Origin of the sequence: Allobosea lupini (genome assembly GCF_900109525.1) — a bacterium.
GTDB lineage: Bacteria > Pseudomonadota > Alphaproteobacteria > Rhizobiales > Beijerinckiaceae > Allobosea > Allobosea lupini.
Genome location: NZ_FOAN01000016.1, coordinates 41,168 through 66,781 on the forward strand (window position 1 = coordinate 41,168; position 25,614 = coordinate 66,781).

The window sequence follows — 25,614 nt, forward strand, 5'->3', positions numbered from 1 at the left end:
CTAGCCGGCGGCAGCCGCCGGTTCGGCGATCAGCCTGCGAACAACGTCCGTCGCGATGTCGAGCAGAGCCCCGGCCGCCGGCGTCCGCGCTCCCGATGCCAGCAGGCGCACCTCGATCGGCGGCAGGTCCGGCAGATCATGCTCGACCCCGACATCGCGAACAGTGTCCGGCAGGCGGTGGCGGCTCCGGACCGAGACGCCATGTCCCGCCCCCAGAGCCGCCCACAGACCCGGCAGGCTCGGCGTCGTCAGCGCCAGCCGCCAGCGCAGGCGCTGCCGGTCGAGGGTCTGGAGCGCGGTCTGCCGGAACAGGCAGGGATGGTCGAACAGCACGAGCGGCAGTTCGGCAGCGCCTGGCCGCCGCATGGTCTCGGCGGCAAGCCAGACCAGTGGCAGCGTCGCGACATGCGTGCCGGCCGTCGATGACCCCGCCTTGAAGAAGGCAAGCGCGACGTCGAGCCGGCCGGCCTGGACCTCCTCCTCCAGCGCGTAGTTGCGGCCGGCTCTCACTTCGAGATGGGAGTTCGGACGTTGCTGCGAGAACAGCCCCAGCACCTCCGGCATCACATCCTCGAAGAAGTCCTGCGGCAGGCCGAGACGCACGGTCGCAGCCCCTGCGCTGTTGCCGACAGCCGCGGCGGCCTCGTCGTTCAGCGCGATGATCTGGCGGGCGTAGCTCAGCAGCGCCTCGCCGGCCTCGGTCGGCACCAGACCGCGCCCGTCCCGCCGGAACAGCGGACGCCGCGCCTGCTCCTCCAGCTTCTTGAGCTGCATGCTGATCGCCGATTGCGATCGGCCGAGTTGCGTGGCGGCGCGGGCGAAGCTGCCGAGTTCGACCCCGACCACCATCGCCCGCAGTGCGTCCATATCGAAATTCGCCGACATCGACCCGAATTCCTGAAGTCAGACTTACGATCATTTCGTTATTCGGAATGATCTAGCATTGCTAGCGTCCTGTCCAGCGGCCTTGCGGCCGGACCAGACCATGGAGGACAGCGCATGAATCCCGATCTGATCGCGCAACTGAAGACGCTCACGACCCCGCATCTGGCGGATGGCTGCCTGCGCTGCGGCGTGCCGATCCGTTTCGCGCCCGCCGGTTTGCGACCGCTCGCGCCGGACATGGAGGTACGCGGCCGCGCCCGCCCCGTGCGCCATGTCGGCAGCATCGACGTCTTCTTCGAGCTGCTCGAGCATGCCGCGCCGGGCGAGGTGATCGTCATCGACAATGGCGGCCGCCTCGACGAGGCCTGCATCGGCGACATCGTCGCGATCGAGGCCAAAGCCGCCGGCATCGCCGGCTTCGTGATCTGGGGCCTGCATCGCGACAACCGCGAGCTTGCCGAGCTCGGTCTGCCCGTCTTCAGCCTCGGCGCGCTGCCGACCGGGCCGCAGCGCCTGCATCCGCGTCCACACGACCTCTTCCGTCAGGCGCTGGTCGGCCAGCACGGCATCGCCGAGACCGACTACGTCGCCGCCGACAGCAATGGCGTGCTGTTCCTGCCCGAAAGCCGGATCGAGGACATCGTCGCGGCAGCGATCGGCTATCGCGAGACCGAGGCGCGCCAGCTCGCGGCGATGCGCAATGGCCGCAGCTATCGCAGCCAGACCCGTTTCGACCAGTACCTGGCGACGCGGGCGCAGAACCCGGCCTACGGCTTCCGCCAGCATCTCAAGGACATCGAGGCCGCCGGCGAGGTCTGACCGCGCCACCGCCCACTTCAGCAAACCAGCGGCATGTCAGCCGCCTCCATCACGAGACATCGCAATGACCAAGCAGATCCGCATCCACGAGACTGGCGGCCCCGACGTGCTGCGCTATGAGGACGCCACGCTCGGCGCCCCCGGCCCAGGCCAGGTCCGCCTGCGCCAGACGGCCGTCGGCCTCAACTTTATCGACGTCTACCAGCGCAGCGGGCTCTATCCGCTGCCGCTGCCCAGCGGCATCGGGCTGGAGGCGGCGGGCATCGTCGAGGCGGTCGGCGACGGTGTCGCCGATCTGCGGCCGGGCGACCGCATCGCCTATGCCGGCGGCCCGCTCGGCGCCTATGCAGACGCGCGCGTCATGCCGGCCGGCCCGCTGGTCAAGCTGCCGGACGCGATCAAGGACGAGCAGGCCGCGGCGATGATGCTGCAGGGCCTCACCGCCCATTACCTGATCCATCGGACCTGTCGCGCCAAGCTCGGCGACACCGTGCTCCTGCACGCCGCAGCGGGGGGCGTCGGGCTGATCGCCTGCCAATGGCTCAGCGCGCTCGGCGTCACCGTGATCGGCACCGTCGGCAGCGAGGAGAAGGCGGCGCTGGCGCGCGCCCATGGCTGCGCCCATACGATCCTTTATCGCGACGAGAACATCGCCGAGCGGGTCCGCGACATCACGAATGGTGCCGGCGTTCCGGTCGTGTTCGATTCGGTCGGCAAGGACACCTGGGCGGCATCGCTCGACAGCCTGAGCCCGCTCGGCCTGATGGTCAGCTATGGCAACGCCTCGGGAGCCGTGCCGCCCTTCGCCGTCGGCCAGCTTGCCAGCAAGGGCTCGCTGTTCGTGACGCGGCCGACGCTCGCGACCTATATGGCCAGGCGCGAGGACCTCGAAGCCGCTGCCAACGCATTGTTCGCCGTCGTCGCCGATGGCACGGTCAAGATCGCGGCGCTGCAATCCTATCCACTCGCCGATGCTGCGCAGGCGCATCGCGACCTCGAGGCCCGCAGAACCTCCGGCTCGACGATCCTCATCCCATAACGCCGCCCCTCGGGCGGGCCGCGGATCAGACGTCGATCTTGATCCGCGGCACCGACGGGTCGCGCCGCGCCGTCTCGATCACGCTGTCGAGCAGGCCGGGGAAGCGCCGGTTGAACTCCTCGCGGCGGATGCTGAGGAAGCGCACCGTCCCCTCCGCCCGCGAGCGGGTGATCCCCGCCTCGCGCAATTTGGCGAAATGGTAGGAGAGCAGCGAGGGCGAGGCGAGCTCGGTGAAGGCGCCGCAGCGCGCCTTGTCGACCTCGTCGCAATCGGCGAGCGAGACCAGGATGCCGAGCCGGATCGGGTCGCCGAGCGCTGCGAACACGTCGGCCGGCACGACGTCCTCGATCTCTGGGTGGAAGAGCTGCTTCATCACCTCCGGCTTAATTGCATCGGCCGCTCCTGACAAGTTTCAATGATCCTTGAATTTAGGATTGACTCATGGTCGGCTGACGCCCATGATTCAACGATCATTGAAATAGTCGGCAACTCCCCACGGAGCGCTCTGCCATGGACATCCGTCTCCTTCTGCTGGCCGGCGGCGCCTTCGCCATCGGCACGGGCAGCCTCGTCATCACCGGCATCCTGCCGAACCTCGCCGCCGCCTTCGGCGTCAGCGTCGACACCGCCGGCCTGCTGATCTCGATCTTCGCCATCGCCTACGCCATCGGCTCGCCGGTGCTCTCGACCCTGTTCGGCAATCTCGACCGCAAGCTCGTGCTGGTCGGCTCGCTGACGGTCTTCACCCTCGCCAATCTCCTCGCCGCCTTCACCAGCGACTTCGCCTGGCTGATGCTGGCGCGCATCGTCATGGCGCTCGGTTCGGGCGTGTTCATGCCGGCGGCGAACGCCGTCGCGGTGGCGCTCGTCCCGCCGGAGCGCCGGGCGCGCGCCATCGCGCTCGTCACCGGCGGCATGACCGTCTCGCTGATCCTCGGCGTGCCGCTCGGCACCGCCGTCGCCACGCTCGGCTGGCACTTCGCCTTCCTGGTCGTGGCGCTGTTCGGCGCGCTCGCCCTCGCCGGCCTCGTGGTCAAGATGCCGGCCGGCCTGCCGCGCGGTGCCAACACGCTCGCCGAGCGGCTGCAGGTCGCGCGCCGCGGCGACGTGCTGCTCGCACTCGGCACCACCGCGCTTTGGACCACCGGCGCCTTCACGCTCTACACCTATGTCGCGCCCTTCCTCTCGGCCCATGCCGGCATCTCCGGCCATTGGCTGAGCGCGACCCTGGTGCTGACCGGCATCGGCTCGGCACTGGGCAACCAGCTCGGCGGCCAGGCCAGCGACCGCTTCGGCCCGGTGCCGACGCTGACCTTGGTCCTGACCCTGCTCGCAGCCTCGCTCGCGGCCGCCTCGCTCGTCGCAGTGACGCTGCCGCCGGCGATGGCGATCTTTGTCCTGCCGGTGATCCTGATGATCTGGAGCGGCGCCGGCTGGGCCGGGCATCCCTCGCAGATGTCGCGGCTCGCCTCGATGGCGCCCGATGCGGTCGTCGTCGCGCTCTCGCTCAACGCCTCGGCGCTCTATATCGGCATCGCCGCCGGCGCGGCGCTCGGCCAGCAGGTGCTGCGCCACGGCGCCTCCTGGGAGCTCGGCTTCGTCGGGGCGGCCTGCGAGCTCGGCGCACTCGGCCTGCTGCTGATCGCGACGCAGCGGCGCAAGGCGGCGGCGCGCGAGGCCGCCCGCGTCAGCGAGGTCGCGGTCGCGCCCTCCGTGCGCTGATGAGCACTGGCTGACCGACCACTCAGCCCGCTCGCCGTCACGGCGGGCGGGTTCTGCTCATCCGTCGGAGCCAGTCTCAGGCCCTGACCTCGAACACCATGTTGAACGGCGTCTCGGTGGCGCGGCGGAACCGGGTGAAGCCGGCGTCGAGCGCCACCTTGCGCAAGCGCATCTCGCCGGCCTGCGCGCCGAGCCCGAGCCCGACCTCCTGCGACAGTGAAGCCGGCGTGCAGATCATCGTCGAGGCCCCGTAGAAGATCCGGCCCACGGGATTGAGGTTCTGCTTGAGATTGTCGTGGGCAAAGGGCTCGACGATCATCCAGGTACCACCCTGCGCCAGCGTCTCCCTGACATGGCGGCCGGCCCCGACCGGATCGCCCATGTCGTGCAGGCAGTCGAACATCGCGACGAGGTCGTAGCTCGCCGCCGGGAAGTCCTTGGCGCTGGCCCGCTCGAAAACGATGCGGTCGCCGACGCCGGCCTTGTCAGCCGCTTCCCTGCCCGTCTCGATCGAGGGGCCGTGATAGTCGAAGGCGTAAAAGCGCGATTTCGGATAGGCCTGCGCCATCAGGATGGTCGAGGCGCCATGGCCGCAGCCGACATCGGCGACGACGGCGCCCGCCTCGAGCTTGGCCTTGACGCCGTCCAGCGCCGGAATCCAGCTGCTGACCAGATTGGTGTTGTAGCCCGGCCGGAAGAAGCGCTCGGTGCCGCGGAACAGGCAGTTGCTGTGCTCGTGCCAGCCCAGTCCGGCGCCGGACCGGAAAGCCTCTTCGACCTTGGGCTCGTCGACCCACATCGACTGGACCACCTCGAAGGCCCCGGCGAAGAAGGCCGGGCTGCTCTCCTCGGCAAAGGCCATGGCCTGCTCCGGCGACAGGCTGAAGCTGTCGCTGCCCTCGTCATAGTCGATGTACTCGGCCGCCGCCTGGGCCGAGAGCCATTCGCGGACATAGCGTTCCTTCAGCCCAGTCCGGCTGGCGAGTTCCGCCGCCGTCACCGCTTTGCCGTCGGCCATCGCCTTGTAGAGCCCGAGCTGGTCGCCGAGGACGATGAGCGAGCCGGTGACGCAGGCTCCGACGTCCCCGACGAGACGTCCCACCAAGGCATCCAGCTTTTGCGGGTCGGATTCACGCATGGCCAAGCTCCTCTGGTTGGGGAGGGCGTGGCCGGGCCTCACGCGAACCGGCTCGACGCCATCGCGGAAGCCGATGCTATACCCCGCCGGTCACCACTCAACTGCGCAGAGGGAGAAACGCGCCACATCTGCGCGCATGACCTGTGTGCGCATGACAGGAAGTAGCGCTTTCCGCTTCCCCCCGCCGCCTCCCCCGTCTATAGCGAGCGCCTAGCATTCATCTTCAGGCGCTCGCTGGCCCCCGCTCCTTTCGATCGGACGGGTCATGCGCGCCCGCACGGAACCGGTCGAGACCATGCCCAAGCGCACAGACATCAAGACGATCCTGATCATCGGCGCGGGCCCCATCATCATCGGCCAGGCCTGCGAGTTCGACTATTCGGGCACCCAGGCCTGCAAGACGCTGAAGGCCGAGGGCTACCGCATCGTCCTGGTCAACTCGAACCCGGCGACGATCATGACCGATCCGGAGCTGGCCGATGCGACCTATGTCGAGCCGATCACGCCGGAGATCGTTGCCAAGATCATCGAGAAGGAGCGCAACGTCCTGCCCGGCGGCTTCGCCCTGCTGCCCACGATGGGCGGCCAGACCGCGCTCAACTGCGCGCTCTCGCTGCAGAAGCTGGGTGTGCTGGAGAAGTTCGACGTCGAGATGATCGGCGCCACCGCCGATGCCATCGACAAGGCCGAGGACCGCGAGCGCTTCCGCGAGGCGATGACCAAGATCGGCCTGTCGACGCCGCGCTCGCACCACGTCAAAACGCTCGGCGCCGCACTCGACGCGCTGGAAGATATCGGCCTGCCGGCGATCATCCGGCCGTCCTTCACCATGGGCGGCACGGGCGGCGGCATCGCCTACAACAAGGGCGAGTTCATCGACATCGTCGAGCGCGGCATGGACGCCTCGCCGACCAGCGAGGTGCTGATCGAGGAGAGCGTGCTCGGCTGGAAGGAGTACGAGATGGAGGTCGTCCGCGACAAGGCGGACAACTGCATCATCGTCTGCTCGATCGAGAACATCGATCCGATGGGCGTCCACACCGGCGATTCGATCACCGTCGCCCCGGCGCTGACGCTGACCGACAAGGAATACCAGATCATGCGCGACGCCTCGCTGGCGGTGCTGCGCGAGATCGGCGTCGAGACCGGCGGCAGCAATGTTCAGTTTGCCGTCGATCCCGAGACGGGCCGGATGATCGTCATCGAGATGAACCCGCGCGTGTCGAGGTCGTCCGCCCTGGCGTCCAAGGCCACCGGCTTCCCGATCGCGAAGGTCGCGGCGCGGCTTGCCGTCGGCTACACGCTCGACGAGATCGAGAACGACATCACCGGCGGTGCGACACCGGCCTCGTTCGAGCCGACGATCGACTATGTCGTCACCAAGATCCCGCGCTTCGCCTTCGAGAAGTTCCCGGGCGCCGAACCGACGCTGACCACCGCGATGAAGTCGGTCGGCGAAGCCATGGCGATCGGCCGGACCTTCCAGGAGTCGCTGCAGAAGGCGCTGCGCTCGCTGGAGACCGGGCTCGACGGCCTCGACGAGATCGAGATCGAGGGTATCGGCCAGGGCGACGACAGGAACGCGATCAAGGCAGCACTCTCGACGCCGACGCCGGACCGCATCCTGCAGGTCGCCCAGGCGATGCGCGCCGGCTTCACCGACGCGCAGATCCATGAGAGCTGCAAGATCGACCCCTGGTTCCTGGAGCAGATGCGCGGCATCGTCGACGCCGAGGAGAAGGTCCGCAAATACGGCCTGCCGCAGACGCCGATCGCCTTCCGCCAGCTCAAGGCGATGGGTTTCTCCGACAAGCGCCTGGCGGCCGTCGCCGGCAAGAGCGAGACCGAGGTCAAGGCCCTGCGCCGTTCGCTCAAGGTGCGCCCGGTGTTCAAGCGCATCGACACCTGCGCCGCCGAGTTCGCCTCGCCGACCGCCTATATGTACTCGACCTACGCCATGCCTTTCGCCGGCGCGCCGGCCGACGAGGCCAAGCCGTCGGACGCCAGGAAGGTCGTCATCCTCGGCGGTGGGCCGAACCGCATCGGCCAGGGCATCGAGTTCGACTATTGCTGCTGCCATGCCTGCTACGCGCTGCGCGACGCCGGCTACGAGACCATCATGGTCAACTGCAATCCCGAGACGGTCTCGACCGACTACGACACCTCGGACCGGCTCTATTTCGAGCCGCTGACGGCCGAGGACGTGCTCGAGATCCTCGAAACCGAGAAGCAGGCCGGCACGCTGCACGGCGTCATCGTCCAGTTCGGCGGCCAGACCCCGCTGAAGCTCGCCCATGCGCTGGAGCAGGCCGGCATCCCGATCCTGGGCACCACGCCCGACGCGATCGATCTCGCCGAGGACCGCGACCGCTTCAAGCGCCTGCTCGACAAGCTGCATCTCAAGCAGCCCAAGAACGGCATCGCCTACTCGGTCGAGCAGTCGCGCCTGATCGCAGCCGAGCTTGGCCTGCCCTTCGTGGTGCGCCCGTCCTATGTGCTCGGCGGCCGCGCCATGGCGATCATCCGCGACGAGGTGATGTTCGAGGATTACCTGCTCGGCACCCTGCCCTCGCTGATCCCCTCCGAGGTCAAGGCCAAGTACCCGAACGACAAGACCGGCCAGATCAACACCGTTCTCGGCAAGAACCCGCTGCTGTTCGACCGCTATCTCTCGGATGCGATCGAGGTCGACGTCGACTGCCTTTGCGACGGCAAGGACGCCTTCATCGCCGGCATCATGGAGCATATCGAGGAGGCCGGCATCCATTCCGGCGATTCGGCCTGTTCGCTGCCGCCGCGCTCGCTTTCACCGGAGCTGATCGCCGAACTGGAGCGCCAGAGCAAGGCGATGGCGCTTGCTCTCGACGTCGGCGGCCTGATGAACGTGCAGTACGCCATCAAGGACGGCGAGATCTATGTGCTCGAGGTCAATCCGCGGGCCTCGCGCACCGTGCCCTTCGTCGCCAAGGTGATCGGCCAGCCGATCGCCAAGATCGCGGCGCGGCTGATGGCCGGCGAGAAGCTCGCGAGCTTCGGCCTAAAGCAGGAGAAGCTCGATCATGTCGGCGTGAAGGAGGCGGTGTTCCCCTTCGCCCGCTTCCCTGGCGTCGACGTCCTGCTCGGACCGGAGATGCGCTCGACCGGCGAGGTCATCGGCCTCGACCGCTCCTTCGACGTCGCCTTCGCCAAGAGCCAGCTCGGCGCCGGCTCGAAGGTCCCGGTCAAGGGCACGGTCTTCGTCTCGGTCCGTGACGAGGACAAGCCGCGCATCCTGACCTCCATCGCGGTCCTGGCCGAGCTCGGCTTCCATATCGTCGCGACCGGCGGCACGCTGCGCCTGCTCCAGGAGAACGGCATCCGCGCCAGCAAGATCAACAAGGTGCTGGAAGGCCGCCCGCACGTCGTCGACGCGATCAAGAACGGCGAGATCCAGCTCGTCTTCAACACCACCGACGGTCCACAGGCACTGGCGGACTCGCGCTCGCTGCGCCGCGCGGCCCTCTTGCACAAGGTGCCCTATTATACCACCTTGGCCGGAGCGATCGCCGCGGCGGAGGGCATCAAGGCCTATTGCAGCGGCGATCTCGAAGTGAGGTCGCTGCAATCCTATTTCGCCCGCGCCGCCTGACCGGCCGCGCGGCGAAGTAGTTTTTCGACGATCGGGAGCGGTGCGGGCGCGTTGGCAAAAGCTGGCGCGGTCGTCATCGCTTTTCATAACTGGGACGGAACGATGGACAAGGTTCCCATGACGGCCGGCGGTTTCGCCGCCCTCGAAGTCGAGTTGAAGCAGCGCCAGCAGGTCGAGCGCCCGCGCATCATCCAGGCGATCGCCGAGGCGCGCGCGCTGGGCGACCTGTCGGAGAATGCCGAATACCATGCTGCCAAGGAGGCCCAGTCGCTCAACGAGGGCCGGATCATGGAGCTGGAATCGCTGATCGGCCGCGCCGATATCATCGATATCAGCAAGCTCGGCGGCGACACGATCAAGTTCGGCGCCACCGTCACGCTGATCGATGACGATACCGAAGAGAAGAAGCTCTATCAGATCGTCGGCGAGCCGGAATCGGACGTGAAGTCCGGCAAGGTCTCGATCGGCTCGCCGATCGCGCGCGCTTTGATCGGCAAGAAGGTCGGCGATTCCGTCCATGTCAACACGCCGGGCGGCGGCAAGTCCTATGAGGTCGTCAGCGTCGCCTTCCGCTAGAGCCGGATCCGATCAGATCGACTCAATCGGATCGGTGAATCCGTCTCTCACTTTGAATTGGAGACCGGGTTACCGATCGACTTGCGGTGCAAGTTGATCGGAACGGGCTCTGAGCGGCGCTTGTGACTTGGCCAGCCCGGCGGCAGCTCCTAGATTAGGGAACTGCCTGCCGGAGACCACGCCATGACCACGCGTCGCGCATTTCTCACCGGGTCCGCCACGCTCGCCGCTAGCGGGCTCGTTTCGTTTTCGGCTTCCGCTCAGCCCGTCTCGATCGGCGCGATCAAGGTCGATGCCCGCAGCCTCGGCCCGCTCGGCTGGGGCGAGAACGCCCCGCGGATCGGCCGAGCCTTCGAAAGCCGGCTCGCCAGCGAACTTCTGCCGTTGCGTCGCCGTGGTGGCCCGACCTTGCACGTGACCGTGCGCTGGCTCTGGCTCGGCGCGGGTGTCGGCGGTGGTATGCCCGGCGACGGCGGCGGCGGCAGCGACGACAACATGGTGAGCATCATCGAGGTCGCCGATCGCGGCCGCCCGCTCGTCAGCCGCGAAATCCGTTCGATGCTGCCATCCAGCTCCGGCGGCGCCTGGTATCGCCCCGATGTTGACCAGCGCCGCATCGCCGCGCTGCTCGAAAACAACGCCCAATGGATTCGCCGATATCTCGGCGCCTGAGGCTATGCTCGCACGCCGCACCATCCTGACTGGTCTTGCCGCAGCCCTGCTGGCTGGCTGCCAGACGGCCGTGCAGACCGCCTCCCCCGTCGCGATCGGCGCGATCCGTGTCGATACCGGGCCACTTGCGGCAAAGGGAAAGAGCGCCACCGCGGCCGCAATCAGGCCGATGCTGGAGCGCGAGCTCGCCAGCCTGCGCAGCGCAGCAAGGCACAGCGCGACCCTGCACGTCACCGTCACCGGGCTTTACCTGACGAGCTATGCCGGAGGGCAGTCCGCCACCCTCGGCAACGACACGCTCGAAAGCGAAGCGGTGCTGGTCGGCACCGGCGGCCGCGAGCTTGCCCGCTATCCCGTGATGTCCATCATGGCGCCGAGCTTCAGCGGCGCCTGGTATCTGCCGGACATCAACCAGCGGCGGATCGACGCCCTGGTCGCGAACAACGCGCAATGGATCAGGCAGGCGCTCGGGCGTTGAGCGACCGCGCTAAAGCGGCGCGATCGGCGCGTCCTTGACCCGGTCTAGCGCCAGCGCCGTGCGGACATTGCGGACATTCGGCAATGCCGTCAGGTCGGCGACGAAGTCCTGGAAGGCCTTGAGGTCGGTCGCGACGCATTTCAGGATGAAATCGATGTCACCCGACAGCGTCCAGCACTCGCGCACCAGCGACCAGCTGCGGATGCGCTCCTGGAAGATGGCGAGATCGGCTTCGGCCTGGCTGGCGAGATGGACGAAGGCGAAGCAGACGACCTCGATGCCGAGCTTGCGCTCGTCGAGCAGTGCCCGATAGCCGGTAATCACCCCGGCTTCTTCGAGCGCGCGGACGCGCCTGAGGCAAGGCGGCGGCGATATGCCGACCCGGCTCGCGAGCTCGACATTGGTCATGCGCCCGTCACTCTGCAGTTCCGTAAGGATGCGGAGATCGATCTCGTCGAGTTTGGCGCGCACAAATCCTCCTGAAAAAGAGCCGCGCAGGTGTAGACGGGCCATCGAAGCGTTACAAGGCATCGACCCACGCCAATCCCGGGCCAAACCGCCGTGCCGACAGAAAAGATGCCATCCCTCTGGGTTTTGACCGACGGCAAGGCCGGCGACGAGGTGCAATGCCTCGGCGTCGCCGAACGCATGGGCGTCGTCCCGGAAATCCGCCGCATCAATCCCGGCAAGCCCTGGAGCTGGCTGATGCCGCGCGGGCCGATCGATCCGCGCGAGGCGCCCGACCGGCCAGGCAGCCCGATCCGGCCACCCTTCCCCGACATTGCAATCGCCTCGGGCCGCCGCGCCGTCGCCTATCTGCGCGCCGTCAGGAAGGCCTCGAACGGAGCGAGCTTCACCGTCTTCCTCAAGGATCCCCGCATCGGGACGAGTGCCGCCGACCTGATCTGGGTTTCCGAGCATGACCGCTTGCGTGGCGACAACGTCCTGGTGACGATCACTTCGCCGCATCGGCTGGCGCCGGATGCCCTTGCCGCCGCTCGGGCTGCCCCGCCGCCGGCGATCGCCGCGCTACGCTCGCCACGCGCCGCGGTGCTGGTCGGCGGCGACAGCCGCCACCATAGCTTCCGGCCGGAAGATATCGAACGCTTCGCCCGCGAGCTCGATGCGCTCGCCAGCTCGGGTGTTGCACTGATGGGCTCGCGCTCGCGCCGGACGTCGCCGGCGCTCGACGTCGCGATCGGCGAGGTCTTCCGTCGTCATGGCGGCTGGTGGTGGGACGGCTCGGGCGCCAACCCCTATGTGCCGCTGCTCGCCAATGCCGACGCCATCGTCGTCACCGCCGATTCCACCAACATGATCGGCGAGGCGGCTGCGACCGGCGCGCCGATCCTCGTCTTCGAGCCGCATGGCGGGCATGGCAAGCTCGCCAGGTTCCTGGAGGCACTGAAGCGCTACGGCGCTGTGCATCACTTCCAGGGCAAGCTTGATGGCTCCCGCTACGAACCGCTAGATTCGACCGGAACGATCGCCGCAGCGGTGCTCGACGGCTGGCGGCGTCACAAGGCAGCGATGGGGCTGGCGTAAGGCCGCCCCGATACCGATATCACCGGCTCGTTCCGGCTCAGGAAGCAAAGACATGGCTCATATCCACGCCAAGGTGATGATCATCGGTTCCGGCCCGGCCGGCTACACCGCCGCGATCTATGCCGCCCGCGCCATGCTTGAGCCGGTGCTGATTTCCGGCCTGCAGGCCGGTGGCCAGCTGATGATCACCACCGATGTCGAGAACTATCCAGGCTTCGCCGACGTGATCCAGGGCCCCTGGCTGATGGAGCAGATGCAGGCCCAGGCTCAGCACATGGGCACGAAGATGGTCTCCGACCACATCGCCCGCGTCGACCTCTCGCAGCGCCCGTTTCGGCTCTGGGGCGATGGCGGCGATACCTATTCCTGCGATTCGCTGATCGTCTCGACCGGCGCCCAGGCCAAATGGCTCGGCCTGCCCTCGGAACAGGCCTTCCAGGGCTTCGGCGTCTCGGCCTGCGCCACCTGCGACGGCTTTTTCTTCCGCAACAAGCAGGTCGTGGTGATCGGCGGCGGCAACACCGCAGTCGAGGAAGCGCTCTATCTCGCCAATCTCGCGTCCAAGGTCACGCTTGTGCACCGGCGCGATTCGCTGCGCGCCGAGAAGGTGATGCAGGAGCGCCTGTTCAAGCACCCGAAGATCGAGGTGATCTGGGATTCGGAGGTCGCGGAAATCCTCGGTGGGACGCAGCCGCCCTCCGTGACCCATGTGCGCCTGCGCAACCTGAAGAGCGGCGCGGTGCAGGACCTGCCGACCGACGGCGTCTTCGTCGCCATCGGCCACAAGCCGGCGACGGAGCTCTTCGTCGGCCAGCTCGCCATGCGTGATTCCGGCTATCTCGAGGTCACGCCCGGCACGACCCAGACCAATGTGCCCGGCGTCTTCGCCGCCGGCGACGTCACCGACGAGCATTACCGACAGGCCGTGACCGCGGCCGGCCTCGGTTGCATGGCGGCTCTCGACGCCGAGCGCTGGCTGATGGCCCAGGAGTTGGGTGTGCGCGAAGCGGCGGAATAGCGGGAACCACAACCCATCACTGGAATTGATCAGTTCCAGCACGATATTAAGGGCGAAAATCAACGGTCCCGGCAAAGGAGTCGTTGACCGGACACTGCTATCCCCCCATCATGCGTTGAACGCATAACACGGGGGGAACGCGGTGGATTGGGACCGCATCCGAATCTTCTACACGGTTGCTGAATCGGGAAGCTTCACCAAGGCCGGAGACGGGCTCGGCCTCAGCCAATCGGCTGTGAGCCGCCAGATCGGTGCGCTGGAGCGCGAATTGCGCGCGCCTTTGTTCCATCGGCATACGCGCGGCCTCATTCTCACCGAGCAGGGCGAACTCCTCTGGCGCGCCGCGCGCGAGATGACGCAACGCCTGGAGCGGACACGCGCCCAGCTCTCGGAGACGCGCGAGCATCCCTCCGGCGAGCTCAAGGTCACCGCGACGCGCGGCCTCGGTGGGCATTGGCTGACACCACGTTTGGCCGAGTTCCTCGACCTCTATCCCGACATCAAGGTCGAGCTGATCCTCACCGACGAGGAGCTCGACCTCTCGATGCGCGAGGCCGACATCGCGATTCGCCTGCGCCAGCCGCAGCAGCCCGACCTGATTCAGCGCCGGCTCTTCACCGTGCACTTCCATGTCTACGGCTCGCCGGCCTATATCAAGCGCTTCGGCGAGCCGAAGACCTATGAAGAGCTCGACAACCACCGGCTGCTCTCCTTCGGCGCCTCCTCGCCGTCCTATCTGACGGCAGTGCACTGGCTCGGCACGCTTGGCCGCGACCAGCGCAATCCGCGTCCGATCCATCTCACCGTCAACAACATCACGGCGATGAAGCGCGCGGTCGATTCGGGTGCCGGCATCGCGATCCTGCCCGACTACCTGATCGAGGCCGGCTCCCCGCTCGTGCAGTTGATGCGCGAGACCGAGATGCCGCAGCTCGAAAGCTATCTGGTCTATCCCGAGGAGATGAAATCGGTCGCCCGCGTGCAGGTCTTCCGCGATTTCCTGATCCAGAAGGCCCAGCGCTGGACCTATTGAAAAACAGGCGGGCGCTGCCGCAAATCGCGGCAGCGCCCTGCCCTATGCCGGCTGCGCATGCGTACCACGCGCGGTCTCCTGGGAATTGTGACGAATTATAGCAATGAGTCATGTCGCCAGCGCATAACCGACCCGCCCAATGCTGCATTGCGAGAAGGCAGGGAGTGCCCGATATTCAGCCCACGGTTGTTCGGAACGGGCTCCGCATCTCCTCCCGGCGTTGAGTTCGTTCCAGCCGTTCCCCTCTGAGATGTTTGGCGCTTTTGCGCTGGATGTTTCAAACTTTCAGGCCGGCTCCTTCGGGACGCCGGCCTTTTTTCTTGCCCTCTTCGGCGCCATCTTTTCAGACTAGTCCACGCGCCGTCCCATGGTGATGAACCGCGCCGTCATTCGGGGCGGCCTGCAGCGCCGAGCCCCTATGCGCTACCTGTTCAAAAAAGAGCTCCGTCATCTCGGTCGCAGCGAAGCGGAGCGCCGGAATGACGAGGGCGAAGGAATAGGTCCGAGCGCCTATTTCGCGGTCCTGACCTCGCTGCGAAACAGCGTGATCCAGTCGTCCGAGCCGATGCCGCGGCATTCGCCCATCATGCTGAACCCGGTCAGGGCGAAGCCGGTGCCGGTCCAGGCATAGCCGCCCAGGGCGCCGCAATCGCCGATGCCGCGCCCCTTGGCGAAATACTCGATGCGGCCGGTCTTCGGCTCGAACGCGCCATTGACCAGCGTGTTCTTCTCGCTGTCGTCGGTCCAGGGGAACTCGACGGGCCGGGCGCTCGCCACGGCACCGTTCTCGACGATCCAGAAGGCGTTGGAGGCATTGTAGGCGCCGAGCGAGCAGGTCAGCGAGACCAGGCTGCGCCTGGCATCGAGCCGCCAGGCCATGTCCTGCTTCGTGGTCATCTCGCCATCTTCGCACTGGTCGGGATCGCGCTGCTTGATCTGCCTGCGCAAGGCCGCCGCGAGCGCCTTGGCATCCTTCTCCGAGAGGGCACCGCTGGCGGGCCTGGCCGTGATCACCGGCATCGCCGGAGCGGCCGGGGCAGTTCCGACGCTGCCCTTCCGGATCAGGGCCGTGGGCGTGCTGAGCCTGCCCTGCTGCTCGTCGATCCAGAGCAGCGCCGCGACGGCGCCGGAGAGCGAAACCTCGGCCGTAGCGCCGGGAACGGCGACCGACAGTTTCGTCGCCTTGCGCGCCGCATCGATGAATGCTGTCATCTCCGCCGGCTGGAAGGTCACCGTCGCCAGGTCGGCATCGGCCGCGACCGGCATGGATTTGCCGCCGGCCGGGAAAGCCGCGCCATCGAGCTTGAGCTCGACGGTGAGCGGCGGCTTCTGCCATTCGCCGCGCAGCCGCAGCACCAATTTGGCAGCCCCTTCCGGCCCAGCCGGGCGCTCCAGACGCAGATAGGCGATCGTGTCGGTGCCGTCGGAGGGCACGGACAGCGCCGTGCAGCTCTTGAGATTGTCGCAGCCGGCCATCCAGTCGCGGAAGCCCTTCGGCTGAGGCACAGCCGCCAAGGCCAGCGCCGGCAGCATGGCGAGCGCGCTCCCCGAAGCGAGCGCCCTCACCCGATCAGGAAACCTGTTCCCAGCGCTGTGCCGCATCGTCGTCATCCGCCTTGGCTTCGACCCAGCCGCCGAGCGTGCCGTCGGCGAGATGCTCGCGCTTCCAGAACGGGGCGCGGGTCTTGAGATAATCCATCAGGAAATCGGCCGCCTCGAAGGCCTCGCGGCGATGGCTGGAGGCCGCGATGACCAGCACGATCTGCTCGCCCGGCCTGATCAGCCCATAGCGATGGATGGCGACGAGACCCGAGAGCGGCCAGCGCTCGGCCGCCTCGGCGGCGACCCGGGCGATCTCGGCCTCGGCCATCCCCGGATAGTGTTCCAGCTCGAGCGCCGCGAGCCGGCCGCTCTCGTCGCGGCAGAGGCCGGCGAAGCTGACGACAGCGCCGATATTCGTATTGTCTGAGGTCAGCGCGGCCATCTCGGCGCCGATGTCGAAATCCTCGCGCTGGATGCGGACGAGCGGCGTCATGTCCGGCCCTGCAAGGTCAGCCGCCGGTCATCGGCGGGAAGAAGGCGATCTCGCGGGCGCCGGCGATGGTCGTGGCCGGCTTGGCATGAGTCTGGTCGATCGCTGCACGCACGATCGATTCGTTCTCGAAGGCGAGCTCATAGCCCTCGCCGCGGCTCTTCAGCCAGCGCACAAGGTCGGCGATGGTCGCCGTGCCGGCGGGCGGCGTCACGGTTTCATCGGTGAGCCCGACGCGCTCGCGCACCCAGGCGAAATAGACCAGCTTCAGGCTGGCGGGTTCGGTGGTTGCCATGGTCATGACGCGCGCTCGTCCTCCTCGACGAGATGGCGGATGCCGGAATTCAGGTAGTCCCAGCCGGTATAGATCGTCAGCAGCGCCGCGACCCACAGCATCACGATCCCGATCTGGGTGTTGTACGGCAGGACCTTGTCCCCGGCCGGGCCGGCGACGAGAAAGCCGAGCGCGAACAACTGCGCCGTGGTCTTGTATTTGGCGACCTTGCTGACGGGAACGCTGACCTTCAGCTCGGCCAGGAACTCGCGCAGGCCCGAAACCAGGATTTCACGGCAAAGGATGACGATCGCCGCCCAGATCGCCCAGCCCTTGATCGTCTCGGTGTGGACCAGCATCAGCAGCAGGGCGCAGACCAGAAGCTTGTCGGCGATCGGATCGAGCATGCGCCCGATCGCCGATTGCTGGCCCCAGCTTCGGGCGAGCCAGCCGTCGAGATAGTCGGTGACGGCGGCGACGACATAGATTCCCAGCGCCGTCCAGCGGGCCCAGTCGTCCCAGGGCCAGAACAGCAGCGCAACCAGCGCCGGAATCGCGACGATCCGGCCGTAGGTGAGAAGGTTCGGCAGGGACCATGGTCCCCGGCGGCGGATGGCTTCGTTGAGACTCGTCACGACGCTCACCAAAGCAGCCCCTTCATGACAGCGTCAACACGCAAGAGTGTGACCCCGCCATTCCGCTCAATGCTCATGGAAGTGGGCATGCACCGCCTTCGCCGTCGCGGCGTTGACGCCGGGGGTCCGCATCAGGTCGTCGAGCTTGGCGCGCTGGATCGCCTTCACCGTGCCGAAATGCAGCAGCAGTGCCCGTTTGCGCGACGGGCCGATGCCCGGAATCTCGTCGAGCGGGTTGGTCTTGATGTCGCGCTTGCGCTTGGCGCGATGCGTCCCGATGGCGAAGCGGTGGGCCTCGTCGCGCAGGCGCTGGATGAAGAACAGGGCCGGATCGCGCGGCGGCAGCTTGAACGGCTCCTTGCCGGCCATGAAGAAGGTCTCGCGCATGGCGTTGCGGTCTTCGCCCTTGGCGATGGCGACGAGCGCGATGTCAGTAACCCCGCATTCGGCCATGATCTTCCTGGCAGCCTCGAACTGCCCCTTGCCGCCGTCGACGATGACGAGGTCGGGGCGCGACGGGAAGGTTGAGTCGTCGGGCCCTGATACTGCCGAAAGAGGGGCTTCCTCTCCCTGCTTGTGGGGAAAAGCCAGAGAGGGAGGTATGCCACCCTCGACATCTGGTGGGCTGGGCTCAGGAGCGTTCGCGGGTGCGATCCCCCCCTCTGCCACAAGGGAAGAAGGCCCCCGCGCCTCGTCCGGCAAGGTCGAAGCCGTCCCGCTCTCCTTCGCCAGCCGTGTGAACCGCCGCTTCAGCACCTCGCGCATCATGCCGAAATCGTCGCCGGCGATGGTGTCGGACGAGATATTGAAGGTGCGGTAATGGCTCTTCATGAAGCCGTCCCGCCCGGCGACGACCATGCCGCCGACCGCGTTGGTGCCCATGATGTGCGAGTTGTCGTAGACCTCGACGCGGCGTGGTGCTCTCTCGAGGCCGAAGGCGGTGCCGAGCGCATTGAGCAGGCTCTGCTGGCCGGCGCTGTCGGCGAGCTTGCGGGCGAGCGCCTCATGCGCGTTCTTCTGGGCATGGGCGACGAGATCGCGCCGCTCGCCGCGCTTGGGCGTCGCCAGCTCGACCTTGCGGCCGGCGCGCTCACACAGGGCCTGCGCGATCAGGTCGGCCTCAGCCAAATCATGCGAGAGCAGCACCAGCTTCGGCGGCGGCTTGTCGTCGTAGAACTGGGTGACGACGGAAGCGAGCACCTCGGCCGGGGTCAGGCTCTTGTCGGCGCGCGGGAAGAGCGCGCGATTGCCCCAGTTCTGCTTGTTGCGGAAGAAGAAGATCTCGACGCAGAACTGCCCCGCCTGCTCGTCAATGGCGAAGACGTCGGCCTCCTCGACTCCTTGCGTGTTGATGTCCTGCCCGGCCTGCACGGCGGAGAGCGCCGCCAGCCGGTCGCGGTAGCGCGCCGCCTTCTCGAATTCGAGCTCCTCGGCCGCCGCCTGCATGCGCCTGGAGAGCAGTTCCTTCACCGCCGAGGAGCGGCCGGAGAGGAAGGCGCGCGCCTGGTCGGCGAGGCCCTGATAGTCGCCGTGCGAGATCTCGCCGGTGCAGGGACCGGAGCAGCGCTTGATCTGGAAGAGCAGGCAGGGCCGCGTGCGGTTCTCGTAATAGCTGTCCGAGCAGGAGCGCAGCAGAAACGCCTTCTGCAGGGCGTCGATCGTGCGCTCGACCGCCCAGACCGAGGCGAAGGGGCCGAAATAGTCGCCCTTGCGCTGGCGCGAGCCGCGATGCTTGGCGATCTGCGGCGCCGGATGGTCGCCGGACAGGAAGATGTAGGGGAAGGATTTGTCGTCGCGCAGCAGCACGTTGTAGCGCGGCCGCAGCTGCTTGATCAGGTTCGATTCGAGCAGCAGCGCCTCGGTCTCGGTGCCGGTGGTGACGAACTCCATGTTCGCGGTCTCGGCGATCATGCGCGCCACGGCATTGGTGTGCGCCATGCCGCGGGCATAAGCCGTGACCCGGTTCTTCAGGCTCTTGGCCTTGCCGACATAGAGCACCTCGCCGGCGCGATCGAACATCCGGTAGACGCCGGGCCGGTTCGGCAGGTGCTTGGCGAAGTCGGCGATCACCTCAATGCCGGCCTTCAGCGCGCTGGGGGCGGCTTCGCCGAGGTCAAGCCCCGCTTCGGGCGGGGGAAGGATATCCTCCTCGTCCTTGAAGTCGTCGTCCGGCAGCTCTTGCTCCGGTGGCTCTTGGCGTTCGCGATTCATGACCTGCATGTAGGATGCCGCAGCCGCTTCGTCATGTCAGGAGCGCGGCGGAATTCGGCAACGTCTCATTCGCCATTCCGAAGGGTTGCGCTTCGGGTGACCTGCAAGGTGCGGTAGAAGCAGGCCTTCGCTCGCTTCGAGATCACACCATGGCTGTCGATTGGCTCGTAAAGGCTGCATTGTTCGTCCCGGCCTTCATGGCGATCACCGCGCTTTGCGTCTGTCTGCAGCGGCGGCGGGCGCGGCGGCATGGCGAATGGCGCTATCTGACGCCCGGCCCATATCTCTGGTTCGGCCTGTTCTCCGGCCTCCTTGTCACCGCCGTCGCGACGCTGGTGGTCTGGGGCGAGCGTGTCGATCGGACCTCCGGCCTGCTCTTCACCAGTGCCTCCGCCGGCCTCACCCTCTTCCTCGCCGCCAGCGCCCTGATCGAGCAGGTGCGCTGGAACGGAGAGCGCGTCGAGCGCCGGACCGTCTCGGGGCGGACCGTGTCGATGAGCTGGCATGAGCTCGCCCGCGTCGGCGTGGAATGGACCGGCTATATCTGGATTTCTTCTTTCGAGGGGCCGCGCCTGCGCTTCTCGCCCTACGATAATGGCTTCGACGAACTGGTGATGACGATCAATCACCATCTGCCGACGGACCTCCCGCCAGCCTCGCCGGAGCTGGACGGCGAGCCGTTGCTGGCGGAAGCACAAGTGCGCGGAGGGGGCTAAGCGCGGCTCTCTGACCACTTGACCGGGATGCCGTGCCGCCTGCATCACCGCACCGCGCAACCCGGACCCCTCGCCCATGCCCGTCTTCGCCCTCCCTTTTCCGGTGATCGACCCGGTCGCGCTGCAGCTCGGCCCGCTCTCGATCAAATGGTATGGGCTCGCCTATGTCGTCGGCCTGCTCGGCGGCTGGTGGTATGCGCGCAAGCTCGCCGCGGCCGAGGCGCTCTGGGGAGGACGCAGGCGGCCCGAGGTCGATTCGCTCGACGATTTCCTGCTGTTCGCTGCGCTCGGCGTCGTGATCGGTGGCCGGCTCGGCTTCGTGCTGTTCTATAATCTCGGCGAGTACCTCGCCAATCCGCTGGAGATCTTCGCGGTCTGGAAGGGTGGCATGTCCTTCCATGGCGGGCTCGTCGGCGCTGCGGCCGGCCTGTGGGTCTTCGCCATCAGGCGCGGCTACCCGCCGCTCTCGGCGCTCGATCTGGGTGCTGCGGTGGCGCCGATCGGCCTGTTCCTCGGCCGCATCGCCAACTTCGTCAATGGCGAGCTCTGGGGCCGCCCGGCGCCGGACGTGCCCTGGGCGATCGTGTTTCCGCATGGCGGCCCGGTGCCGCGCCATCCGAGCCAGCTCTACGAGGCCTTCAGCGAAGGGCTGCTCCTGCTGGTGCTGTTGATGATCGTCGTCCGCGTGGGGGGCCTGAAGCGCCCCGGTCTTGTCGCCGGGCTGTTCGGCATCGGCTATGGCATCGCCCGCACGACCTGCGAGTTCTTCCGCGAGCCCGATCCGCAGCTTGGCTTCCTGTTCGGGACGAGCTGGCTGACAATGGGCATGGTGCTGTCGGCGCCGCTGTTCCTCGCCGGTCTTGTCCTCGTCCTGCGGCGCAAGGAGCCGGCTGAAGCGTGAGCCTCCTGGCGCAGGAACTCGCGGAGCTGATCCGCCAGGAGGGACCGCTAGGCGTGTCCCGCTATATGGCGCTCTGCCTCGGCCATCCCCGCCATGGCTACTATATGAAGCAGGACCCGTTCGGCGCCGACGGGGACTTCACCACCGCACCCGAGATCAGCCAGATCTTCGGCGAACTGATCGGTCTCTGGGCCGCGAGCGTCTGGCAGGCGATGGGTGCGCCGGCCTCGATCCGCTTTGTCGAGCTCGGGCCGGGGCGCGGCACGCTGATGCAGGACATGCTGCGGGCGGCGGGGGCGCTGCCGGCCTTTCGCGAAGCGCTCTCGGTTCATCTGGTCGAGACCAGCCCGGTGCTGCGCGAGCGGCAAAGAGAGGCGCTGGTTGCGAGCGTAGCGCAGCCGCACTGGCATGATCGGATCGACCAGGCGCTGGACGGCCCAGCGATCGTCGTCGCCAACGAGTTCCTCGACGCATTGCCGCTCGACCAGTTCGTGCGCACGCCGGAGGGCTGGCGCGAGCGGCTGGTCGGGTTGGATGACGAAGGCGGGCTCGCATTCGGCTTGGCGGGAGAGACCGACAACTCGCTTTCGGGCGGTGCTCCGATCGGCTCGGTGCTGGAACAGCCCACCGCCGCATTGGAAGCGGTCGCGGCCATCGCCCGCCATGTCGCAACCGCAGGCGGTGCCGGGTTGTTCATCGATTACGGCCCGGCCCGCTCCGGCTTCGGCGATACGCTGCAGGCGCTGAAGCGCCATGCCTTCGTCGACGTGCTGGCCGAGCCGGGCGATGCCGACCTCACAGTCCATGTCGACTTCGCCCGGATGGCGCAGACGGGGCTCGCGGCCGGAGCGGCGGCGCATGGCCCGGTCACGCAGCGCGACTTCCTGTTGGCGCTCGGGCTGCAGCAGCGCTTCGAGGCGCTGTCCCGCCGCGCGACGCCGGCACAGGTCGAGACCCTCGCCAGCGGAATCGAACGTCTGATCGAGACCGGGCCGGCGGCGATGGGCGAGCTCTTCAAGGTGCTGGCGGTGGCCGACCCGAAACTGCCGCTGCTGCCCGGATTTGACCTTCATAGCCTGCCAGAGCAGGGCCGCCCCTGAGAATGGATGCACCGCCATGTTCATCACCTCGCCCGAACTCGCCCAACAACCCGGCATTCGCCACGCCTTCTTCACCCGGGAGGGCGGCGTCTCCGGCGGGATCTACGCTTCGCTGAATGGCGGGCTCGGCTCGAATGACGACCAGGCCCATATCGCCGAAAATCGCGCCCGCATGGCTAGGCAGATGGGCGTCGAGCGCGACCGGCTGGTCAGCGTCCACCAGGTGCATTCGCCGGATGTGGCCGTGGTCACCGGCCCCTGGCCAGGGGAGCGGCCCAAGGCCGATGCGATGGTCACGATCGCGCATGGCGTCGCGCTTGGCATCTCCACCGCCGATTGCGGCCCGATCCTGTTCGCCGACTCGGAGGCCGGCGTGATCGGCGCCGCCCATTCCGGCTGGAAGGGCGCCTTCACCGGCGTGATCGGCGCCACCGTGACCGAGATGGAGAAGCTCGGCGCCAGGCGCGAGCGGATCATCGCCGTGCTCGGCCCGACGATCAGCGCCGCGGCTTACGAAGTCGGCCCGGAGTTCATCGAGCGCTTCAAGGGCGAGAACGCGACCTTCTCCCGCTTCTTCCACGCTTCCGAGCGGCCGGCACATGCAATGTTCGACCTGCCGGCCTTCATCGCCCATCGCGCGCAGGAGGCGGGCATCGGCCGCTTCTACGACATGGCCATGTGCACCTATGGCGACGAGGCGCGCTTCTACAGCTACCGCCGCACGACTCACCGGCAGGAGGCCGATTACGGTCGACTGATCTCGGCGATCGCGCTCGGCTGAATCCCGCTCGAACCGGTCTGTCAAAGAGAGCCGATGACGATCCCGGTGGCCAAGCCCCCGCAACGTCGCGTTGCAGGATTGGCTTTCCGGCGAGGTCGAGTTGCATGCACTCTGGCGCAGGCGCATCCTCCCTTTGCCATCCACCTTGGCTGAGGGATTGAACATGGAACAGATCCTGATGAACCTGGTCGCAGGCGCGATCGGTGGCAATGCGGCCGGCAAGGCCTCTCCTACCTTTGATATCGGTACCATCGGCAACACCATCGCCGGCCTGGTTGGCGGCGGTGTACTCGGGCAGCTCATTCCCATCGTGTTGCCTGCGATTTCGGCTGCGGCGATGGGCGGCAATCTCAGCGTCGGCGGCGTCATTACCAACCTGATCAGCGGCGGCGCCGGTGGTGCCATCCTCACCGCGATCATCGGCGCGATCAAGAACAAGGCCGCGGCCTGATCCTTCCGCCTCGGAGCTGCCGCCCCGGCGGCGGCTCCCCTTGCGACAGGATCAGTCGACGATGTCGGGCGTGCGCCAGGCAATGTGCTGGCCGGCATCGACCGCGATCATCTGGCCGGTGATCGCTTTCGCGCGCGCCAGATAGAGCACGGCCTCGGCGACGTCGTCCCCCTCGACCTTGCGCCCGAGCGGCGTGCCGCCGACCTCCGCCGCCAGCCGCGCTTCGCCGTCATGCGGATTCGCGAAGGTCGGGCCCGGGCCGACCGCGTTGACCCGGATGCGCGGCGCCAGCGCCTGCGCCATCGTTGTCGTCGCCGTGAGCAGCGCAGCCTTGGTCAGCGTGTAGGAATAATATTGCGGCGTCAGCTTCCAGACGCGCTGGTCGACGATGTTGACGATCGCGCCCAGGCACTCCGCCGGCAGGCGATTCGCCATTGCCCCGGCAAGAATCGAGGGCGCCCGCAGATTGATCGAGAACTGGCGATTCCAGGTGGGCACATCCAGTGCCGTCAGATCGTCGACCAGGAAACTCGAGGCGCTGTTGACGAGCAGGCTGACTGGACCGAGCGCGGCTTCCGCCTCCGGCACGATCCGCTCGACCGCCGCGGGATCGACGAGGTCGGCGACGACGACATGGGCCCGGCCGCCTGCCGCGCCGATCTCGTCCACCAGTGCCAGCGCCTCGGTGCGCGAGCTGTTGCAGTGGACGGCGACCGCATAGCCGGCCTCGGCCAGGCGCAGGACAATGGCGCGGCCGATGCGCCTTGCCCCGCCGGTGACGAGGGCGACCTCAGCCACCGGGGCCTCCATTGCCGTTGCCGCGGACGCTGCGACGCTGGAGCCGGCGCTCCCAATGCTTGGCGACGCGCAGATAGCGGTAGAAGGCGTAGTTCATCGCGGTCATGAAGCCATAGACCCCGCGCAGCATGTGACGCCGCCCGATATAGGCCTTGATGAAGTTCGCTGGAAACTCCGCGACCAGGCGGAAGACGGACAGCGTCTCGCCGCGCGCGTCGAGATCATCGGCCTGCGCATCGCTGTAGGCATTGAGCTTCTGCATCTGCTCGCCGAGCGAACGCACCGAATAATGCTGGATCGTGCCCTTGAGCTTGCCGACGCGCGCGCCTGGCGCAAGGTCGACACGGTCATGCACCGGCGACGGCGAATAGCGCCCCTTGTCGGCCCGGTAGAGACGGACCGGCGAGAGCGCATAGGCGAAGCGGTGCGGCGCACCCTCTCCCGGGAAGATCTCGGCGATGCGCAGGCGATAGGCGTCGCAGGCCGGCTGGCCCCCGGCGAACAGCGCGGCCATCTCGGCGACGAGCTCCGGCGGCGTCACCTCATCGGCGTCGAGGTTGAGCAGCCAGGGATGGCGGCATTGCTCCTCGGCGAAGCGCTTCTGCGGTCCATAGCCCGGCCAGCCACGCTCGATCACGCGCGCGCCCAGATTCATGGCGATATCCTGGGTGCCGTCGGTCGAGCCGGAATCGATCACGACGATGTCGTCGCTGAGGCCGCGGACGGCAGCGATCGTGCGCCCGATGCGGTCGGCTTCGTCGCGCGCGATGATGAAGATCGAAAGCGGTGGCACGCAGGTCTCGGCGGGAAAGGCGGGGCCAGTCGGCTAAAGCATGGGTCGGAGCGGCCTGCAAGCAGTCGGCGCATGACGGGGCTGCACTTGCGAGGGAACCAAAAGCCGATCCAGGCGATTATGTGATCGTGGCCCGTAGTCGCTGCCGTTGCGTTAGTATTCGGTTAGCCAATTCACACTGCCTTAACAAAGACTAACCGAAATTGATCAATATGCCTTGCCTGTTCCGGATCGCGCCGCAATTTCGCCTCGGTCTGACCAGCACATGTGTTCTCGCCGCAACAGACACGGCCCGTCACCTGCCTTATAACGAGGCTACTGAAATCACCCGCCGGCCAGCGCCGGGAATACGATGACTAAGGAGTTTGT

At 67.2% G+C, this 25,614-nt stretch carries 26 protein-coding genes; 15 read left to right on the forward strand and 11 right to left on the reverse strand.

All coding sequences use genetic code 11. The features are described 5' to 3' along the window. Complete coding sequence (locus BMZ21_RS28410; protein WP_091842871.1) at positions 1-885, reverse strand: LysR substrate-binding domain-containing protein; 885 nt, start codon at positions 883-885, stop codon at positions 1-3. Positions 886-999: 114 nt separating this feature from the next. On the opposite strand from BMZ21_RS28410, the gene BMZ21_RS28415 reads away from it, so the two are divergent. After that, on the forward strand, positions 1,000-1,704 hold the full coding sequence (locus BMZ21_RS28415; RefSeq protein ID WP_091842874.1) for an RraA family protein: 705 nt from the start codon (positions 1,000-1,002) through the stop codon (positions 1,702-1,704). Positions 1,705-1,768: 64 nt separating this feature from the next. After that, positions 1,769-2,743: a quinone oxidoreductase family protein gene (locus BMZ21_RS28420; RefSeq protein ID WP_091842877.1), complete on the forward strand. Its 975-nt coding sequence runs from the start codon at positions 1,769-1,771 to the stop codon at positions 2,741-2,743. A gap of 25 nt (positions 2,744-2,768) precedes the next feature. On the opposite strand, the gene BMZ21_RS28425 is transcribed toward BMZ21_RS28420, so the two are convergent. Further along, positions 2,769-3,152: an ArsR/SmtB family transcription factor gene (locus tag BMZ21_RS28425; protein WP_244544067.1), complete on the reverse strand. Its 384-nt coding sequence runs from the start codon at positions 3,150-3,152 to the stop codon at positions 2,769-2,771. 101 nt (positions 3,153-3,253) lie between these two features. Here BMZ21_RS28425 and BMZ21_RS28430 point away from each other — a divergent pair, with 101 nt between their 5' ends. Next, positions 3,254-4,465: an MFS transporter gene (locus BMZ21_RS28430; RefSeq protein WP_091842885.1), complete on the forward strand. Its 1,212-nt coding sequence runs from the start codon at positions 3,254-3,256 to the stop codon at positions 4,463-4,465. Between the two features lie 76 nt (positions 4,466-4,541). Here BMZ21_RS28430 and BMZ21_RS28435 read toward each other — a convergent pair whose 3' ends face one another. Next, positions 4,542-5,603 carry a class I SAM-dependent methyltransferase gene (locus tag BMZ21_RS28435; RefSeq protein ID WP_091842888.1) on the reverse strand — a complete coding sequence of 354 codons (1,062 nt, stop codon included), beginning with the start codon at positions 5,601-5,603 and terminating at the stop codon, positions 4,542-4,544. A 295-nt stretch (positions 5,604-5,898) separates the two neighbouring features. On the opposite strand from BMZ21_RS28435, the gene carB reads away from it, so the two are divergent. From carB to BMZ21_RS28455, 4 genes are all read left to right on the forward strand, one after another. Next, positions 5,899-9,231 (forward strand): carbamoyl-phosphate synthase large subunit, encoded by a 3,333-nt coding sequence (gene carB / locus BMZ21_RS28440; RefSeq protein ID WP_091842975.1) that lies wholly within the window; start codon positions 5,899-5,901, stop codon positions 9,229-9,231. 102 nt (positions 9,232-9,333) lie between these two features. Beyond that, entirely contained in the window at positions 9,334-9,807 is a 474-nt protein-coding gene (gene greA, locus BMZ21_RS28445; RefSeq protein ID WP_091842894.1) for a transcription elongation factor GreA, read from the forward strand. A gap of 183 nt (positions 9,808-9,990) precedes the next feature. Continuing rightward, the gene (locus BMZ21_RS28450; protein ID WP_091842898.1) at positions 9,991-10,479 is read left to right on the forward strand and encodes a hypothetical protein; all 489 of its coding nucleotides are present in this window, start codon (positions 9,991-9,993) and stop codon (positions 10,477-10,479) included. 4 nt (positions 10,480-10,483) lie between these two features. Beyond that, a complete protein-coding gene (locus BMZ21_RS28455; protein WP_091842903.1) occupies positions 10,484-10,957 on the forward strand; it encodes a hypothetical protein in 474 nt (157 codons plus the stop codon). A 9-nt stretch (positions 10,958-10,966) separates the two neighbouring features. On the opposite strand, the gene BMZ21_RS28460 is transcribed toward BMZ21_RS28455, so the two are convergent. After that, on the reverse strand, positions 10,967-11,428 hold the full coding sequence (locus BMZ21_RS28460) for an Lrp/AsnC family transcriptional regulator (protein ID WP_091842906.1): 462 nt from the start codon (positions 11,426-11,428) through the stop codon (positions 10,967-10,969). A 105-nt stretch (positions 11,429-11,533) separates the two neighbouring features. Here BMZ21_RS28460 and BMZ21_RS28465 point away from each other — a divergent pair, with 105 nt between their 5' ends. The 3 genes from BMZ21_RS28465 to BMZ21_RS28475 all read left to right on the forward strand — a co-directional run bounded on the left by BMZ21_RS28465 (position 11,534) and on the right by BMZ21_RS28475 (position 14,553). Continuing rightward, complete coding sequence (locus BMZ21_RS28465; protein ID WP_091842909.1) at positions 11,534-12,502, forward strand: mitochondrial fission ELM1 family protein; 969 nt, start codon at positions 11,534-11,536, stop codon at positions 12,500-12,502. A 52-nt stretch (positions 12,503-12,554) separates the two neighbouring features. Continuing rightward, positions 12,555-13,520, forward strand: a complete 966-nt coding sequence (gene trxB, locus BMZ21_RS28470; protein WP_091842912.1) for a thioredoxin-disulfide reductase — start codon at positions 12,555-12,557, stop codon at positions 13,518-13,520. Positions 13,521-13,662: 142 nt separating this feature from the next. Next, positions 13,663-14,553 (forward strand): LysR family transcriptional regulator, encoded by an 891-nt coding sequence (locus BMZ21_RS28475; protein WP_091842916.1) that lies wholly within the window; start codon positions 13,663-13,665, stop codon positions 14,551-14,553. A gap of 510 nt (positions 14,554-15,063) precedes the next feature. Here the strand turns inward: BMZ21_RS28475 and BMZ21_RS28480 are convergent. From BMZ21_RS28480 to uvrC, 5 genes are read right to left on the reverse strand one after another with little or no spacing between them, the layout of a single operon-like run. Then, complete coding sequence (locus BMZ21_RS28480) at positions 15,064-16,086, reverse strand: DUF1176 domain-containing protein (protein WP_167561795.1); 1,023 nt, start codon at positions 16,084-16,086, stop codon at positions 15,064-15,066. A 37-nt stretch (positions 16,087-16,123) separates the two neighbouring features. Continuing rightward, complete coding sequence (locus BMZ21_RS28485; RefSeq protein WP_091842922.1) at positions 16,124-16,588, reverse strand: molybdenum cofactor biosynthesis protein MoaE; 465 nt, start codon at positions 16,586-16,588, stop codon at positions 16,124-16,126. Positions 16,589-16,604: 16 nt separating this feature from the next. Then, positions 16,605-16,856 carry a molybdopterin converting factor subunit 1 gene (gene moaD / locus BMZ21_RS28490; RefSeq protein WP_091842978.1) on the reverse strand — a complete coding sequence of 84 codons (252 nt, stop codon included), beginning with the start codon at positions 16,854-16,856 and terminating at the stop codon, positions 16,605-16,607. 26 nt (positions 16,857-16,882) lie between these two features. Beyond that, the gene (gene pgsA, locus BMZ21_RS28495; protein WP_244544068.1) at positions 16,883-17,503 is read right to left on the reverse strand and encodes a CDP-diacylglycerol--glycerol-3-phosphate 3-phosphatidyltransferase; all 621 of its coding nucleotides are present in this window, start codon (positions 17,501-17,503) and stop codon (positions 16,883-16,885) included. 57 nt (positions 17,504-17,560) lie between these two features. After that, entirely contained in the window at positions 17,561-19,705 is a 2,145-nt protein-coding gene (uvrC, locus tag BMZ21_RS28500; protein ID WP_091842981.1) for an excinuclease ABC subunit UvrC, read from the reverse strand. A gap of 149 nt (positions 19,706-19,854) precedes the next feature. On the opposite strand from uvrC, the gene BMZ21_RS28505 reads away from it, so the two are divergent. From BMZ21_RS28505 to BMZ21_RS28525, 5 genes are all read left to right on the forward strand, one after another. Continuing rightward, positions 19,855-20,421: a hypothetical protein gene (locus BMZ21_RS28505; protein WP_091842929.1), complete on the forward strand. Its 567-nt coding sequence runs from the start codon at positions 19,855-19,857 to the stop codon at positions 20,419-20,421. A 76-nt stretch (positions 20,422-20,497) separates the two neighbouring features. Continuing rightward, positions 20,498-21,322: a prolipoprotein diacylglyceryl transferase gene (lgt, locus tag BMZ21_RS28510; protein WP_091842933.1), complete on the forward strand. Its 825-nt coding sequence runs from the start codon at positions 20,498-20,500 to the stop codon at positions 21,320-21,322. Then, the gene (locus tag BMZ21_RS28515; RefSeq protein ID WP_167561796.1) at positions 21,319-22,422 is read left to right on the forward strand and encodes a class I SAM-dependent methyltransferase; all 1,104 of its coding nucleotides are present in this window, start codon (positions 21,319-21,321) and stop codon (positions 22,420-22,422) included. Before lgt ends, BMZ21_RS28515 begins: the two co-directional genes overlap by 4 nt. Before the next feature lie 16 nt (positions 22,423-22,438). After that, positions 22,439-23,203, forward strand: a complete 765-nt coding sequence (pgeF, locus tag BMZ21_RS28520) for a peptidoglycan editing factor PgeF (protein ID WP_091842936.1) — start codon at positions 22,439-22,441, stop codon at positions 23,201-23,203. Between the two features lie 163 nt (positions 23,204-23,366). Then, the gene (locus BMZ21_RS28525) at positions 23,367-23,654 is read left to right on the forward strand and encodes a hypothetical protein (protein WP_091842939.1); all 288 of its coding nucleotides are present in this window, start codon (positions 23,367-23,369) and stop codon (positions 23,652-23,654) included. Between the two features lie 51 nt (positions 23,655-23,705). Here BMZ21_RS28525 and BMZ21_RS28530 read toward each other — a convergent pair whose 3' ends face one another. Both BMZ21_RS28530 and BMZ21_RS28535 read right to left on the reverse strand, forming a co-directional pair. Next, entirely contained in the window at positions 23,706-24,452 is a 747-nt protein-coding gene (locus BMZ21_RS28530; protein WP_244544069.1) for an SDR family oxidoreductase, read from the reverse strand. Then, complete coding sequence (locus BMZ21_RS28535; RefSeq protein WP_091842948.1) at positions 24,445-25,245, reverse strand: glycosyltransferase family 2 protein; 801 nt, start codon at positions 25,243-25,245, stop codon at positions 24,445-24,447. The genes BMZ21_RS28530 and BMZ21_RS28535 overlap by 8 nt, the downstream gene beginning before the upstream one ends. Positions 25,246-25,614: the final 369 nt, after the last annotated feature.